General features: G+C 70.9%; 14 protein-coding genes and 1 tRNA gene. 6 read left to right on the top strand and 9 right to left on the bottom strand.

Translation table 11 applies throughout. The features are described from left to right. The first annotated feature begins 356 nt into the window (after positions 1-356). Together ACZ5ON_RS15465 and ACZ5ON_RS15460 are read left to right on the top strand one after the other, a co-directional pair. Positions 357-821, top strand: a complete 465-nt coding sequence (locus tag ACZ5ON_RS15465) for a YwqJ-related putative deaminase (RefSeq protein ID WP_465591512.1) — start codon at positions 357-359, stop codon at positions 819-821. Positions 822-876: 55 nt separating this feature from the next. Continuing rightward, positions 877-1,377, top strand: coding sequence for an SUKH-3 domain-containing protein (locus tag ACZ5ON_RS15460; RefSeq protein WP_465591802.1), 501 nt, complete (start codon positions 877-879; stop codon positions 1,375-1,377). A 76-nt stretch (positions 1,378-1,453) separates the two neighbouring features. Here ACZ5ON_RS15460 and ACZ5ON_RS15455 read toward each other — a convergent pair whose 3' ends face one another. Together ACZ5ON_RS15455 and ACZ5ON_RS15450 are read right to left on the bottom strand one after the other, a co-directional pair. After that, the gene (locus ACZ5ON_RS15455) at positions 1,454-1,663 is read right to left on the bottom strand and encodes a DUF397 domain-containing protein (protein ID WP_465591509.1); all 210 of its coding nucleotides are present in this window, start codon (positions 1,661-1,663) and stop codon (positions 1,454-1,456) included. Between the two features lie 28 nt (positions 1,664-1,691). After that, positions 1,692-2,549, bottom strand: a complete 858-nt coding sequence (locus ACZ5ON_RS15450) for a helix-turn-helix domain-containing protein (protein ID WP_465591504.1) — start codon at positions 2,547-2,549, stop codon at positions 1,692-1,694. Positions 2,550-2,806: 257 nt separating this feature from the next. Here ACZ5ON_RS15450 and ACZ5ON_RS15445 point away from each other — a divergent pair, with 257 nt between their 5' ends. The 3 genes from ACZ5ON_RS15445 (at position 2,807) to ACZ5ON_RS15435 (ending at position 4,347) form a co-directional block, all read left to right on the top strand. Further along, positions 2,807-3,247: an ATP-binding protein gene (locus ACZ5ON_RS15445; protein WP_465591501.1), complete on the top strand. Its 441-nt coding sequence runs from the start codon at positions 2,807-2,809 to the stop codon at positions 3,245-3,247. After that, positions 3,244-3,534 (top strand): hypothetical protein, encoded by a 291-nt coding sequence (locus tag ACZ5ON_RS15440; RefSeq protein WP_465591498.1) that lies wholly within the window; start codon positions 3,244-3,246, stop codon positions 3,532-3,534. The genes ACZ5ON_RS15445 and ACZ5ON_RS15440 overlap by 4 nt, the downstream gene beginning before the upstream one ends. A 243-nt stretch (positions 3,535-3,777) precedes the next feature. Then, a complete protein-coding gene (locus ACZ5ON_RS15435) occupies positions 3,778-4,347 on the top strand; it encodes a Uma2 family endonuclease (RefSeq protein WP_465591495.1) in 570 nt (189 codons plus the stop codon). Between the two features lie 29 nt (positions 4,348-4,376). On the opposite strand, the gene ACZ5ON_RS15430 is transcribed toward ACZ5ON_RS15435, so the two are convergent. Beyond that, positions 4,377-5,675: a sensor histidine kinase gene (locus tag ACZ5ON_RS15430; protein WP_465591492.1), complete on the bottom strand. Its 1,299-nt coding sequence runs from the start codon at positions 5,673-5,675 to the stop codon at positions 4,377-4,379. 348 nt (positions 5,676-6,023) lie between these two features. On the opposite strand from ACZ5ON_RS15430, the gene ppc reads away from it, so the two are divergent. Beyond that, positions 6,024-8,906 (top strand): phosphoenolpyruvate carboxylase, encoded by a 2,883-nt coding sequence (gene ppc / locus ACZ5ON_RS15425; protein WP_465591490.1) that lies wholly within the window; start codon positions 6,024-6,026, stop codon positions 8,904-8,906. A gap of 123 nt (positions 8,907-9,029) precedes the next feature. On the opposite strand, the gene ACZ5ON_RS15420 is transcribed toward ppc, so the two are convergent. From ACZ5ON_RS15420 to ACZ5ON_RS15395, 6 genes are all read right to left on the bottom strand, one after another. Then, entirely contained in the window at positions 9,030-9,263 is a 234-nt protein-coding gene (locus tag ACZ5ON_RS15420; protein ID WP_344640210.1) for a hypothetical protein, read from the bottom strand. 245 nt (positions 9,264-9,508) lie between these two features. Continuing rightward, on the bottom strand, positions 9,509-10,090 hold the full coding sequence (gene pth, locus ACZ5ON_RS15415; protein ID WP_465591486.1) for an aminoacyl-tRNA hydrolase: 582 nt from the start codon (positions 10,088-10,090) through the stop codon (positions 9,509-9,511). Positions 10,091-10,187: 97 nt separating this feature from the next. Next, the gene (locus ACZ5ON_RS15410; RefSeq protein ID WP_465591483.1) at positions 10,188-10,763 is read right to left on the bottom strand and encodes a 50S ribosomal protein L25/general stress protein Ctc; all 576 of its coding nucleotides are present in this window, start codon (positions 10,761-10,763) and stop codon (positions 10,188-10,190) included. Positions 10,764-11,042: 279 nt separating this feature from the next. Further along, entirely contained in the window at positions 11,043-12,020 is a 978-nt protein-coding gene (locus ACZ5ON_RS15405) for a ribose-phosphate diphosphokinase (RefSeq protein ID WP_465591480.1), read from the bottom strand. A gap of 201 nt (positions 12,021-12,221) precedes the next feature. Next, positions 12,222-13,685 (bottom strand): bifunctional UDP-N-acetylglucosamine diphosphorylase/glucosamine-1-phosphate N-acetyltransferase GlmU, encoded by a 1,464-nt coding sequence (gene glmU, locus ACZ5ON_RS15400; RefSeq protein WP_465591477.1) that lies wholly within the window; start codon positions 13,683-13,685, stop codon positions 12,222-12,224. Positions 13,686-13,849: 164 nt separating this feature from the next. Further along, positions 13,850-13,920, bottom strand: a tRNA-Gln gene (locus tag ACZ5ON_RS15395). Positions 13,921-14,094 lie beyond the last annotated feature (174 nt).

Raw genomic sequence — 14,094 nt, 5'->3', positions numbered from 1 at the left:
CCGCAGGCGCATACGTCACAGCAAGACCCCCCTTGCTCGGCGCCGGGGCTCCTCGTTGCCCGGCAGCCCCCACCGCCCCTGATCGGGACCGGCCAGAACCGCTCCCCCGCAGTTCGAACGGCCTTGCCCCGCAGCCCGAACGCTACCGGCAGCCGCCACCGGTCGTGGCCCGAATCCGGAAAACGGCGGCAGGACTTGGCGCCCGTCCGAGCACCGCCCGAGCGGCCCTCCCGCACCCCGGGTCGGCGATTGTCGTGGAAGTTTGGCAGTCTTGGATCCTCACCGCGAGGTGTCACCTACCGTCAGCAGACTTCCGGCAGCTCCAGCCTGCCGGCCAGTGGAGAGCGAGGAGCAGCGTGCAGCACCCGGAACAGCCAGGCGCCGCCCCGGTGTTGCGCCACCACCGGGACAGCCTGCTGCCCGCAGTGGCCGCCGCGCTCTCGCTCAGGAACGGCGAGGTGCACACCCTGGCCGGCCACAAACCGGACGCCCGGCCCATCCTGCACCCGCTGGTCGGCGACTTCCTCGCCACGCTGCCGATGGAGCACCGGGAGCGGTTCCTCGGGCGCTGCCCGGAGACGGTGCTGCTCTCCCAGTACCTGAACAAGGTGGACTCGGCCCGCTCCAAACGCGCCTCGCGCAAACCGCTCAGCCTCCCGGACGCCCGCAAGGCGCTCAAAGGCGCCCGGCTGACCACCGTCCGGATCCGCGAGGAGGGCGACCCGGCGCACGGTACGCACGCGCCGCCGTGCCGCTCCTGCACCCCGCTGCTCGAACACCTCACCGTCGAGGTCGTCGCCGTCGGACCGACCGCGCCCTGAACCACCGGTGGGCACAGCCCACTACCGCCTCTGCCCCCAGTCCTCGGAGCACCTCCTGAACGCGTCCGCCGTCCGCACCCAGCCCCGCTTCCCCGCCGAGGTCGCCGCCGCGCTCAAGCACGCCGGCTGGCACCCGGGACGCTGGGACATCCGCCAGGCCGAAGAGTGGGCGGACCAACTGGCCGGCCACGGCGACCCGGCCGGGCCCAAGCACTCCGTCTTCCCCGCCGCCGTCGAGGCCTGGGCCGAGTTCGGCGGGCTGTTCCTGGACCAGACCGGCGCCGGGCGGCTGATGGCCCGCACGCCGTTCCTGATCGACCCGCTCTGCGGCCTGCACCAGCCCCGCACCCTCGCCGACCTCGGCCGGGCCCTCGGCCGCCAGGTCGCCCCCCTCGGCGAGGAGCAGTACGGCCTGGCCCTGCTCGCCATCGACGAGGACGGCCGCGTCTACAGCCTCGACCACACCGGCGAGTGGTACCTCGGCCCCTCCATCGACCACGCGGTGACCGGCCTGGTGCTCGGTGCCATGCCGGAGCGCTTGAAGGTCCAGCCGTAGGCGGGCTCTGGTCTCGATGCGCCACAGCCCTGGCAGGGTCGCCCGTGCCAGGGCTGTCTCGTGCGTGGGGTCGGGGTCAGACGGTCGGGAACTCGCCTGCCTTCACCCCGGCCACGAACGCCGACCAAGCGTCAGCGGCGAAGACCAGGGCGGGGCCGTGCGGGTCCTTGGAGTCCCGGACGGCCATCCCGCCGGCGATGGCCTGCCCCGTCTCGACGCACTCGTTCGCCTGTGCGCTGTAGCTGCTCTTGTACCAACCCCGGGCGGAGATCTCCGGCACGGTCATGCGCTCACCCTCTTATCCGATCTCGAACTCATGTCTCCGCCGCGATAGCGGTGATCATTTCCAGCGACTGAGCAGGGTTCAGGGCCGCCGACCGCAGGTACTCGAAGACGAGCCCGTAGCCGTCGAGCTCTGCCTCTTGCTCCAGGTAGTGGCTGCTTGTCAGCGTTTCCAGGAACACCGCTCCCGGGGTCGGGGAGTCCGTGAAGCCGTACATCACGAATGCTCCGCATGCCCCAGCGGTCGCGCCGACATCAAGTGGCACGACCTGCAGCGTGACGTTGGGAAGCTGCGCCGCCTCGGCAAGGTAAGCCAGCTGCGCCCTGTGCACGTCCGCCCCGCCCACCGGGCACCGCAGGGCCGGTTCCCAGACAATCGCCCAGAACCGAGCCGGATCCGGCTTGACCAGCACTCCCTTGCGCTCCATCCGGATCTTCACCAACTGGTCGATGCGTTCCGGACGGACAGCGGCAGGGTTGGCCTCCAACAGGGCACGGGCATAGTCCTCGGTCTGCAACAACCCTGGCAACACCAGCGGTTGCCAGGTCCGGATGTACCGGGCGTCACCTTCCAGATCGAGGAAGTCAGCGTAGGCAGGCGGGATGGTGTCGCCGTAGTCGTGCCACCAGCCGCGCTTCTTGCTGTCCCGCGCCAGCCTCTCCAGGGCCTCTCTGTCTCTTGGTTCGGTGACGCCGTAGAGGTCCAGCAGGACGCCGAGGTCGAGTCGCCGAATGCCAACCGCGCCGGTCTCAATCCGGCTGATCTTCGCGCGGGAGCACTTGAGTGCACCTGCGGCGTTCTCGGTGCTCTTGCCCACCGATTCTCGGAGACGGCGGAGCTCCGAGCCCAGACGACGGCCACGCACGGTCGGCCTTGATTCGTCGGTCATGCCGGTCCTCCTTTGACCCGGCCAGTCTGCCCCCTGACGGACCGTCGGGGCCAGGAGGAATCAATCTGCACAGTTGCAACTGTTCTTGTTGCAAGTCGCATCGATACGGGAGCATGCTACGTGATGTAACTCACGCGAGACACAGAGTGATCGCAGCGGCTAGTTGCTCGGGCATTCCCATGCCAGCTTTCGGCCGTCGTCGAGGCCACTGGCCGACTTGATCACGTCCAACCGCCATGCCCGGAAGGTGCATCGCCATGCCCAAAACCTCGGAGAAACCGCCCACTCCTCCGGTTGAGCACTCATGCTGGCTGCCACGTCACCGCAGGTCGGCACGCAGAGCCCGCAGACTGCTCCGCGACTTCCTCGCCGGCCTCGACGGCGGCGAACAGTACGCGGACACCGGCGAGTTGCTGCTCTCCGAGCTCGTCGCCAACGCCGTCGAACACGCCCGCGTGCCACCCGGTCGCCTCATCCAGGTCCGCTTCGAACTCTCCCCCACCGCGCTGCGGATCGAAGTCCACGACGCCAACGCCAGCCCTCCGAGCGTACGTTCAGCCGGCGAGGACGACGAGTCCGGCCGGGGCCTCTGGCTGGTCGACCAGCTCTCCACCGCGTGGGGCTGCCACCCCCGACCGGGCGGCATCGGCAAAGCCGTCTGGTGCCTGATCAGCCCGAACCGGCGGAGCGCGGCATGAACACCCCGAGCACCGACAACACCCCGGTCGGCGTGGAGATCGAGGGCATCACCGCCCCCGCGACCTTCACCCGCCTCCCGGACGCCCTCTCCGCCGTCTGGGACGCCCTGAAGCTCCTCCCGCTCGGCACCCTCCAGGCCGACGCCTTCCGCTACTTCCTCACCCGCCCCGACGCCGCCGAGCGAACCACGGAGTTCCTCCGGCGCGACGGCCGGCTCGACCTCTCCTTCACCCTGCACGGCCAGCCCCACACCGTCCGTCTCCGCCCCCGCCACCCGGAGCACTGACGAAGTCCAACCGGACGATCCCTCAAGCCCCCGCGTGCCGCCGACCAACCGGACGGCACGCGGGCCGAGTTGTGAGGCGGCTGGCGGCGCCGTCACCGGGCCCGGCGGCGTGCGCGCGGCGCACCGTGACCGTGCGGTTGCGCGCGGGACGACACGGCTGAGGCGGCCGCCGCCCGTAAACCCCACGGTAAGTCGGGCGGCACAGGCCCACGACTCGGCCGAATGCCGTGACAGGATGAGGGCATGGCCGAGTTCCAGGTTCCCGACCGTCACGCCCAGTTGCTGGCGTACGCGCGGAGTCTGACCCCGCCGTCGGGTTGGAAGATCGAGGTGTCCGGCGACGAGATCATCATGATGGCGGGGCCGTCGGTGATCCACCAGCGCAATCTGCTCATCGTCCGGGAGCAGTTCGACGCGCACCGCCCGGCGGACCTGATGCCGAGCGAGAACACCGACCTGGCCTCGCCGAACGTCGGCAAGCTCCGCAATCCCGACCTGACCTACATCCCGATCACGGTGGTCGAGCTCGGCGGGAACGAGGTCCCTGCCGAACAGGCCGCGATCGCGGTCGAGATCGTCTCTCCGTCGAACCCGGAGAACGACCTGGTCGGCAAGGTCCGCGACTATCCGTTGATGCAAATCCCGCTCTACCTGCTGATCGACCCCCGCGACGGCGCACTCACGCTCTTCTCCGAGCCCGCGGACGGCGTCTACCACCGGCAGTGGAACGGCAGGTTCGGCGACAGCGTGCCGATCCCGGAGCCGTTCGCGTTCGACCTGGCCACCCGCGCCCTGCTCCGCTACCCGGCCTGACACCCTCGGCGCCCACCACGGCGCCGACCTCAGGCCAGCCGCTCCGCCGGCACCGCCAGCCGGGACGGCAGCACCGCCTCCACCCGGAAGCCGCCGTCCTCCTCCGGACCGGCCGAGAAGCTGCCCCCGAGCGCCACCACCCGCTCGCGCATCCCGATCAGGCCGTTGCCCCCGCTGGGCAGTGCCACCCGGCCGCCGGCCCCGTCGCCGTCCGCACGGTCGTTGATCACCGCCACCCGGACCCCGTTCGGCACGTACGCCAGCAGGACCGCGACCTGCGCCCCGGCGGCGTGCTTGTGGGCGTTGGTGAGGCCCTCCTGGACCACCCGGTACGCGGTCTGCTCCGCCTCGCTGCTGAACGGCCTGCGGGCGCCGCTGACCGTCAGGGTCACCGCCATCCCGGCCGCCTCGGACTGCTCGACCAGCCGCGGCAGGCGCTCCAGACCGTCCTGGGGCTCCGGCGCTTCCTCGGACATCCGCAGCACACCGAGGATCTCGCGCAGCTCGTTCAGCGCCTGGCGCCCGACCTCGCCCATCAGCCGGGCGTTCTGCTTCGCCTTCTCCGGATCCTTGGCTGCGATGCGTTCCAGCGCCGAGGCGTGCACCACCATCAGGCTGACCCGGTGCGCCACCACGTCGTGCATCTCGCGGGCGATCCGGGTGCGCTCCTCCAGCCGGGCCCGGCGCGCGCGTTCCTGGGCCTGCTCGGCCAGCAGGGCCAGCTCGGTCTCCAGGCCCTGCGCGCGGTCCTTGAGCGACTCCACCAGGCGGCGGCGCGCGCCCACGTACAGCCCGGTGACCACCGGCAGCACCGTCAGGCCGACCGCGACCAGCACCGCCACCAGGACGAACACCCAGGTCGGCGGGAGTTGATCGGCCGCGGGGCTGTCGGAGCGGCTCTGCTGCGGCATCGGGTGGAGGAAGGCGAACAGCACCATCGCGAAGGTCTCCAGCAGCGCCACCGCGGAGAGCCCCAGCACCCGCCCCCGCCGCGAGGGCCACTCCCAGGTCCCCGTCAGCGTGTACAGCGAGACCACCAGCAGCACGACGCCGAACAGGCCGGGGACGAAGACCAGCGCCATCAACACCGGCACGGCCGGCCAGCGCCGCCGCACCACCAGGCTCGCCCCGGCCAGTGCGCCCAGCACCGCCGACACCACCACCAGGCCCGCGCTCCAGCCCAGCCGGTCGTGCACCGTCCCGTACGCCCCGTAGGCGCACTCCAGTCCGGCCAATGCGGCCAGACCGATGTCCAGCAGCGCGCTACGGCGCCGACGCCACCACCACAGTGAATGGACCGGCCCGCCCCCCTCAGGCGACTTGCTCATGAGAGACAGCCTAAGGGGGGGACATTGTCATCCACTGAACACCCGGCCAGCCGGGGGCGACACCTCCGGGGCACGAACGACCGCGCGGCCGACCGCGCACCTCCGCGGCGGGCCGGGCGCACCCTCGCCCGTTCCTCGGAAGGTGCGACCGGCGCGGTCCAATCGGCTGGGCGGCGCCGGTCGCACGCCTCCGCGCCACCGGGGAGCGCCGGCCCGGCCCCGGGAGGCCACCGGCCGGGATCGCGCCGGCTGTCCGCCATACGGTTATGTCACCGTCGCGGCACCCCGTGCCACCTATGCTGGTCGCGTCGGACAGCGCGGTCCGCACACGTCACCTTCACAGTGGTGATGAGAGCCGTTGCCGAACCCCACCACCTCAGGGAGCCAGCCGTGACCGCTCCGGTCCCCACCTCGTCGGCGGACAACTCCACCCGGCCCTCCGCCACGGTCGCCGACAACGCGGCCCTGCGCGCGGACATCCGCCGCCTCGGCGACCTGCTCGGCGAGACCCTGGTCCGCCAGGAGGGCCCCGAACTGCTGGGCCTGGTCGAGCAGGTACGACTGCTCAGCCGCACCGACGGCGAGGCCACCGCCGAACTCCTCTCCGGCATCGACCTGGAGACGGCCGCCAAGCTGGTACGGGCCTTCTCCACCTACTTCCACCTGGCCAACGTCACCGAACAGGTGCACCGCGGCCGCGAGTTCGCCGCCCGCCGGGCCCGCGAGGGCTCCCAGCTGGCGCAGACCGCCGACCAGTTGTCCGACGCCGACCCCAAGCACCTCGCCGATACCCTGGCCCACCTGGCCGTGCGCCCGGTCTTCACCGCGCACCCGACCGAGGCCGCCCGCCGCAGCGTGCTCCACAAGCTGCGCCGGATCGGCGAGTTGCTGGAGCGCGTCCACCGCGAGCAGGCGGCCGCCGGCCTGGCCACCGCCGACCCCGACCCGGCCACCACCACCGATCGTGCCGCCGCGCGGCTCACCTCCGCCCGCCGCTCCGCCGACCGCAGACTCGCCGAGGTCATCGACCTGCTCTGGCAGACCGACGAGCTGCGGATCGCCCGCCCCGAGCCCACCGACGAGGCCCGCAACGCCGTCTACTACCTGGACGAGCTCTACCGCGAGGCCGTCCCCGAGGTGCTGGAGGAGCTGCACGAGGAGCTGGCCCGGGTGGGCCTGAGCCTCCCCGAGGGCGTCCGCCCGCTGACCTTCGGCACCTGGATCGGCGGCGACCGCGACGGCAACCCGAACGTCACCCCGAACGTCACCTGGGACGTGCTCGACCTCCAGCACGAGTACGGCATCAAGGACGCCCTGGACACCATCGACGACCTGCGCGCCTCGCTCTCCACCTCGGTCCGGCTGGCCGGCGCCTCCGACGAACTGCTCGCCTCGCTGGACGCCGACCTCAAGCTGCTGCCCGAACTCAGCCCGCGGTACAAGCGGATGAACGCCGAGGAGCCGTACCGGCTCAAGGCCACCTGCGTCCGCCTCAAGCTGGAGAACACCCGCGACCGCCTGGTCGCCGGCACCCCGCACGTCCCCGGCCGCGACTACCTCGGCACCCGCGAGCTGGTCGCCGACCTGAAGCTGATCCAGGACTCGCTGCGCGCCCACCGCGGCGAACTGATCGCCGACGGCCGCCTCGCCCGCGCGATCCGCACCATCGAGGCCTTCGGCCTGCAACTGGCCACCATGGACGTGCGCGAGCACGCCGAGGCGCACCACCACGCACTCGGCCAGCTCTTCGACCGGCTCGGCGAGGAGGCCTGGCGCTACAACGACATGCCGCGCGAGTACCGGCAGAAGCTGCTCGCCAAGGAGCTGCGTTCGCGCCGCCCGCTGGCCCCGACCCCGGCCCCGCTGGACGCCGCCGGGACGAAGACCCTGAACGTCTTCAACACCATCCGCGAGGGCTTCGAGCGCTTCGGCGACGAGATCGTCGAGAGCTACGTCATCTCGATGTGCCAGGGCGCGGACGACGTCTTCGCGGCCACCGTACTGGCCCGCGAGGCCGGTCTGATCGACCTGCACGCCGGGATCGCCAAGATCGGCATCGTGCCGCTCCTGGAGACCACCGACGAACTCCAGCAGGCCGACCGGATCCTGGAGGAGATGCTCTCCGACCCCTCCTACCGGCTGCTGGTGTCGCTGCGCGGCGACGTCCAGGAGGTCATGCTCGGCTACTCCGACTCCTCCAAGTTCGGCGGCATCACCACCTCCCAGTGGGAGATCCACCGGGCCCAGCGCCGGCTGCGCGACGTCGCCCACCGGTACGGCATCCGGCTGCGCCTGTTCCACGGCCGCGGCGGCACCGTCGGCCGCGGCGGCGGCCCCTCGCACGAGGCCATCCTGGCCCAGCCCTGGGGCACTCTGGAGGGCGAGATCAAGGTCACCGAGCAGGGCGAGGTCATCTCCGACAAGTACCTGCTGCCCTCGCTGGCCCGGGAGAACCTGGAGCTGACCATCTCGGCCACCCTGGCCGCCTCCGCCCTGCACACCGCGCCGCGCCAGGCCCCCGAGGAACTCGCCCGCTGGGACGCCGCGATGGACCAGGTCTCCGAGGCGGCCCACACCGCCTACCGCGCCCTGGTCGAGCAGGACGACCTGCCCAAGTACTTCTTCGCTGCCACCCCGGTCGACCAGCTCGCCTCACTGCACCTGGGCTCCCGCCCGTCCCGCCGCCCCGACTCCGGTGCGGGCCTGGACGGCCTGCGCGCGATCCCGTGGGTCTTCGGCTGGACCCAGTCCCGCCAGATCGTCCCCGGCTGGTACGGCGTCGGCTCGGGTCTGGCCGCCGCCCGCGAGGCCGGGCTAGGTGACGTGCTCGACGAGATGTACGGGCAGTGGCACTTCTTCCGCAACTTCCTGTCCAACGTCGCCATGACGCTGGCCAAGACCGATCTGCGGATCGCCCGCCACTACGTCGAGCAGCTGGTCCCGGCCGAACTGCACCACGTCTTCGACCAGATCGTGGCCGAGCACGAACTGACCCTGCGCGAGGTGCTCCGGCTCACCGGTGAGAGCGAACTCCTGGAACACAACCCGGTGCTGAAGCAGACCTTCACCGTCCGCGACGCCTACCTCGACCCGATCTCCTACCTGCAGGTCGCACTGCTGCGCCGCCAGCGCGAGGAGGTCGCCGCCGGGCGGCCGGAGAACGCACTGCGGGCCCGGGCCCTGCTGCTGACGGTCAACGGCATCGCGGCCGGCCTGCGCAACACGGGCTGACGCCCGGGCCCCTTCCCAGGGGCAACACCAGGGGCGCGGGGCAGTGCCCCCGCGCCCCTGGTGTTGCTCCCTCGCCCCTGAAAGACCCGGACAGGCCTGAAAGGCCCCTGCCCGCAAGGCGGTTCAGTGGATGGTGACCTGGCCGGCGCGCTTGCGCTTGACCCAGAGGGTCGCTCCGCCGGCAACCATCACCAGGCCGCCGCCGACCGCGTACAGCCCGGCCGAGCCGCCCACCTTGCCGCCGCTGACCGGCGGCGTCAGCTGCGCGGCCGCCGGCTCGGGCGCATCGTTCTGACCGCCCGAGGAGTCGGCGGCCTGCGCCACCGGTGCACCCAGCGCGGTGAGACCGACGAGCATCGCCGCTCCGCCGACCGCACGCCCCACCCGGACGCGTTGTGACCGAACCACGGTCCTTACCCCCAGATTCCTGCGCTCAATCCTGCGCGTACAGGGGATGACCGTATCCGATCAGAGGTGGCCTTCCCATACAGATCACGCTCCCTCGGAGCAAGCGTTGCACGACCGTTGTGCAAGGGGGCGCGCCGGATTGACATCACGTCAGGCAATCGTCAAAACCGCGTCAGACGTTCACCGGAAAGCCGTCAGGAGTTGTAGCTGCCCTGGGCCCGTTCGAGCCCCTCGGAGAGCAGCGCCTCGACCGCGTCGGCGGAGCGGTCGACGAACCAGTCGAGCTCCTTGCGCTCGGCGGAGGAGAAGTCCTTGAGCACGAAGTCGGCCACCTCCATCCGGCCCGGCGGACGGCCGATGCCGCAGCGCACCCGGTGGTAGCCGGGGCCGAGCGACTTGGTGATGGACTTCAGCCCGTTGTGCCCGTTGTCGCCGCCGCCCAGCTTGAGCCGCAGTGCCGCGTAGTCGATGTCCAGCTCGTCGTGGATCGCCACGATCGCCTCGGTCGGCACCTTGTAGAAGTCGCGCAGCGCGGTGGTCGGGCCGCCGGACAGGTTCATGAAAGTCATCGGCTTGGCCAGCACCACCCGCCGCCCGCACAGGCGGCCCTCGGCGATCTGGGCCCGGCTCTTGTGGGCCTTGAACTTCGCCCCGATCCGCTCGGCCAGCAGATCCACCACCATGAAACCGATGTTGTGCCGGTTCCGGGCGTAGCCCTCGCCCGGGTTGCCGAGGCCGACGATCAGCCAGGGGCCCTCGTACGCTTCGTCGCTCATCAACCGCTCCTCACTTTCCCTCATCATCCCGGACACGCCGCTGCCCCGGCCGCTCCAGCGGAGCGGACCGGGGCAGCGGTCGAAAGAGCTACCGGGCTCAGGCCTCGACGGCCTCGCCCTCGACGGCCTCGGGGGCCTGGGCGCCGATGACCTGCAGCACGACGGCGTCGGCCTCGACGGCCAGCGCGACGCCCTTCGGCAGGACGACGTCCTTGGCCAGGACCGAGGCGCCGGCCTCCAGGCCCTCGATCGAGACGGTGACGGCCTCGGGCAGGTGGGTGGCCTCGGCCTCGACCGGCAGCGCGTTCAGGACGTGCTCCAGCAGGTTGCCGCCCGGGGCCAGCTCGCCCTCGGTGTGGACCGGGACCTCGACGGTGACCTTCTCGCCACGCTTGACCAGCAGCAGGTCGACGTGCTCGATGGTGCGCTTGATGGCCTCACGCTGGACGGCCTTCGGCAGCACGTACTCGTCCTTGCCGTCGATCGGCACGACCAGCAGGGCGTTCGGGGTCTTCAGGGCCATCATCAGGTCGTGGCCGGGCAGGTTCAGGTGAACCGGGGCGTGGCCGTGGCCGTAGACGACACCGGGGACGAAGCCGGCGCGACGAGCGCGACGGGCGGCACCCTTGCCGAACTCGGTACGGGCTTCAGCGGCAAGGCGGATCTCGGACACGACGGCACTCCTCGTGAGAACTGGACGCGGGGTGCGGACGACAGACGAAAAACCGCCGGGGCACACCCTCAAGTACGTTTGGGGGGCCACTCGGCGGCGGACGGATCTGCAATCGGCCGAACCACGGCCGAGGCAGCGCGTCGATCACGGATCAAGCACCCGTATTGGGCACACGACATCCCTCGCCGAGCAGTCTCAAGAGTCTAACCGCACGCTGCGTCGAGCACGAAATCGGCCCCGGCGCCGCGAGGCACCGGGGCCGTTCGTACGACTACCCGGTCAGTGCACGCCCTCGAACAGGCTGGTGACCGAGCCCTCCTCGAAGACCTCGCGGATCGCCGCGGCGATCGACGGGGCGATGGAGAGGGTGGTCACCTTGTCGAGCTGGAGCTCGGCCGGGGTCGGCAGGGTGTTGGTGAAGACGAACTCGCTGACCCGGGAGTTCTTCAGCCGGTCAGCCGCGGGGCCGGAGAGCACACCGTGGGTGGCGGCCACGATGACGTCCGCGGCACCGTTCTCGAACAGGGCGTCGGCGGCGGCGCAGATGGTGCCGGCGGTGTCGATCATGTCGTCGACCAGGACGCAGACCCGGTCCTTGACGTCACCGACCACCTCGGCCGACAGAATGGTGTTGGCCTGGGTCATGTCGCGGCGCTTGTGGATGATCGCCAGCGGCGCGTCCAGCCGGTCGCACCACTGGTCGGCCACCTTCACCCGGCCGGCGTCCGGGGAGACGACGGTGAGCTTGTCGCTGGCGACCTTCTCGCCGATGTAGTCGGCCAGCAGCGGCAGCGCGAACAGGTGGTCCACCGGGCCGTCGAAGAAGCCCTGGATCTGCGCGGTGTGCAGGTCCACGGCCATCAGGCGGTCGGCACCGGCCTGGCGCAGCAGGTCGGCGACCAGGCGGGCCGAGATCGGCTCGCGGCCCAGGTGCTTCTTGTCCTGACGGGCGTAGCCGTAGAACGGGAGGATCGCGGTGATGCTCTTGGCGGAAGCCCGCTTCAGAGCGTCGATCATGATCAGCTGTTCCATGATCCACTGGTTGATGGGAGCCGTGTGGCTCTGCATCACGAAGCAGTCCGCACCGCGGGCCGACTCCAGGAAGCGGACGTAGATCTCGCCGTTCGCGAAGTCCAGGGCCTTGGTCGGCACGAGTTCGGTGTCGAGCGCCTCCGCGACCTCCCTCGCCAGCTCGGGGTGGGCACGGCCCGAGAAGAGCTTCAGCTTCTTCTCAACCGACGTCGTGATCCCGGTCACTGCACCGTCTCCTCGCGTTGCTGCCGCACATGAACCCGCCACGCCGAGCCAGGCGGGCGCCCGGCCGGTGCTCAACGGGGGAATGGGAGTACGCCCGGACACGGGCAGTCAGCCCAGTGGCGCACGTATGTACTCCAGGTTACGCGCCCCGCCGGAAAGCGTGGGCCCCGGGCTCTCCCCTCGAGATCCCCCGTCGCCCGTTCAGTCCTCGACGATCGCGGCGGACTCACCCGCCGCAGCTGCGGCACGCGCGGAGTCGGTGCCGGGGCGCTTGCGCTCCACCCAGCCCGCGATGTTGCGCTGCTGCGCCCGGGAGACGCCGAGCGCACCGGCCGGGACATCGGTGATGATCACCGATCCGGCGGCGGTGTAGGCACCGTCCCCGACGGTCACCGGGGCGATGAACATGTTGTCGGAGCCCGTGCGGCAGTGGGAGCCGATGGTGGTGCGGTGCTTGTTCACGCCGTCGTAGTTGACGGTGACCGAGGCCGCGCCGATGTTGCTGCCCTCGCCGATCGTGGTGTCGCCGATGTACGACAGGTGCGGCACCTTGGAGCCCTCGCCGACCTCGGAGTTCTTGATCTCCACATAGGTGCCGGCCTTGGCCTTCCGGGCCAGCTTGGTGCCCGGGCGCAGGTACGCGTACGGGCCGACCGAGGCCGCCTCACCGATCTCGGCGCCGATCGTGGTGGCGTTGCTCACATGGGCCTCGGCACCGACCAGGGTGTCGGTCAGGGTGCAGTTCGGGCCGACCTCGCAGCCCTCGCCGAGGTGCGTGGCACCGTGCAGCTGGGTGTTCGGCAGCACCACCGCGTCCGGCTCGTAGGTCACCTGGACGTCGAACCAGGCGGACGCCGGGTCCACCACGGTGACGCCCGCGCGCATCGCGCGCTCGACCAGCCGGGCGTTCATGATCTTCCGGGCCTCGGCCAGCTGGACCCGGTCGTTGATGCCGAGGATGTCGCGGAAGTCGGCCGCGACGACCGCGCCGACCCGGTGACCCGAGGTCCGCAGGATCCCCAGGGTGTCGGTGAGGTACTCCTCGCCCTGCGAGTTGTCGGTGTTCAGCCGGCCGAGCGCCTCGACCAGCAGCTTGGCGTCGAAGGCGAAAACGCCCGAGTTGATCTCGTCGATCGCCCGCTGGGCGTCAGTGGCGTCCTTCTCCTCGACGATCGCGGCCACCGAGCCGTCCGACTCGCTGCGCAGGATCCGGCCGTAGCCGAAGGAGTCCGGGACGACGGCGGTGAGGACGGTCACACCGTTGCCCTGCTCGGCGTGCGCCTCGACCAGCGCGGCCAGCGTCGCCCCGGTCAGCAGCGGCGCGTCGCCGGTGGTGACCACCACGGTGCCGTCCGGCTCGATCCCGTCGGCCGCCAGCGCCTCCAGCGCGGTGCGCACGGCGTGGCCGGTGCCGTTCTGCTCCAGCTGGACGGCGGTGCGAACACCCTCGTACCGCTCCGCCAGGTGCTGCTGCACCTGCTCGCGCATGTGCCCGACCACCACGACCAGCTGCTCGGGGCTCAACTCCTGGGCGGCAGAGACCGCGTGACCGACCAGGGTGCGACCGCAGATCTCGTGCAGCACCTTGGGCAGACGCTTCGACTTCATCCGGGTCCCGCCACCAGCGGCGAGCACGATGACGGCGGCAGGGGTGTTGGCGCTCACGCTGGAGGCTCCTCGGTCGTTCGTGGGGAGGGTTCTGGCACAGCGAGCCCGAGCCACGGATCCGCACGTCCACGCTCGGGCAGAGCATGAGGATAGTGCGGTCACGGCCGACCGGCAGTCGACCCCCGGCCCGCTCAGCGCTCGGCCGGAGGCTGCACGAAGTGCTCCCGGAGGAGGATTCGAACCCCCATAAGCTGGACCAAAACCAGCTGTCCTGCCCTTAGACGATCCGGGACGGACGGTACCTCGCCGCCCCGCAGGGGACAGCGCGGTCCACAGCCTACGGGGTTCCAGCCCGGGCATCCACCACCAATCGCAAAGATCCCGGCACTCCCCGTGCCCACACCGGCCCCGGTTCACCTCGCGACACGCCCGCCAGAGCCGCTCCACGCTACTTACGATGCCGTAG

The organism is Kitasatospora sp. NPDC032150, from assembly GCF_055579945.1.
Note: the sequence above shows the minus strand (reverse complement) of the source record. Positions and strands in the feature narration are given on the sequence as shown.

Bases quoted from the DNA above. Each gene is read 5' to 3' on its own strand.
- ACZ5ON_RS15450 (WP_465591504.1), bottom strand. From the start codon at position 2,549: ATGACCGACGAATCAAGGCCGACCGTGCGTGGCCGTCGTCTGGGCTCG.
- ppc (WP_465591490.1), top strand. From the start codon at position 6,024: ATGAGAGCCGTTGCCGAACCCCACCACCTCAGGGAGCCAGCCGTGACC.
- ACZ5ON_RS15435 (WP_465591495.1), top strand. From the start codon at position 3,778: ATGGCCGAGTTCCAGGTTCCCGACCGTCACGCCCAGTTGCTGGCGTAC.
- ACZ5ON_RS15455 (WP_465591509.1), bottom strand. From the start codon at position 1,663: ATGACCGTGCCGGAGATCTCCGCCCGGGGTTGGTACAAGAGCAGCTAC.
- ACZ5ON_RS15420 (WP_344640210.1), bottom strand. From the start codon at position 9,263: ATGCTCGTCGGTCTCACCGCGCTGGGTGCACCGGTGGCGCAGGCCGCC.
- ACZ5ON_RS15445 (WP_465591501.1), top strand. From the start codon at position 2,807: ATGCCCAAAACCTCGGAGAAACCGCCCACTCCTCCGGTTGAGCACTCA.
- pth (WP_465591486.1), bottom strand. From the start codon at position 10,090: ATGAGCGACGAAGCGTACGAGGGCCCCTGGCTGATCGTCGGCCTCGGC.
- ACZ5ON_RS15440 (WP_465591498.1), top strand. From the start codon at position 3,244: ATGAACACCCCGAGCACCGACAACACCCCGGTCGGCGTGGAGATCGAG.
- ACZ5ON_RS15430 (WP_465591492.1), bottom strand. From the start codon at position 5,675: ATGAGCAAGTCGCCTGAGGGGGGCGGGCCGGTCCATTCACTGTGGTGG.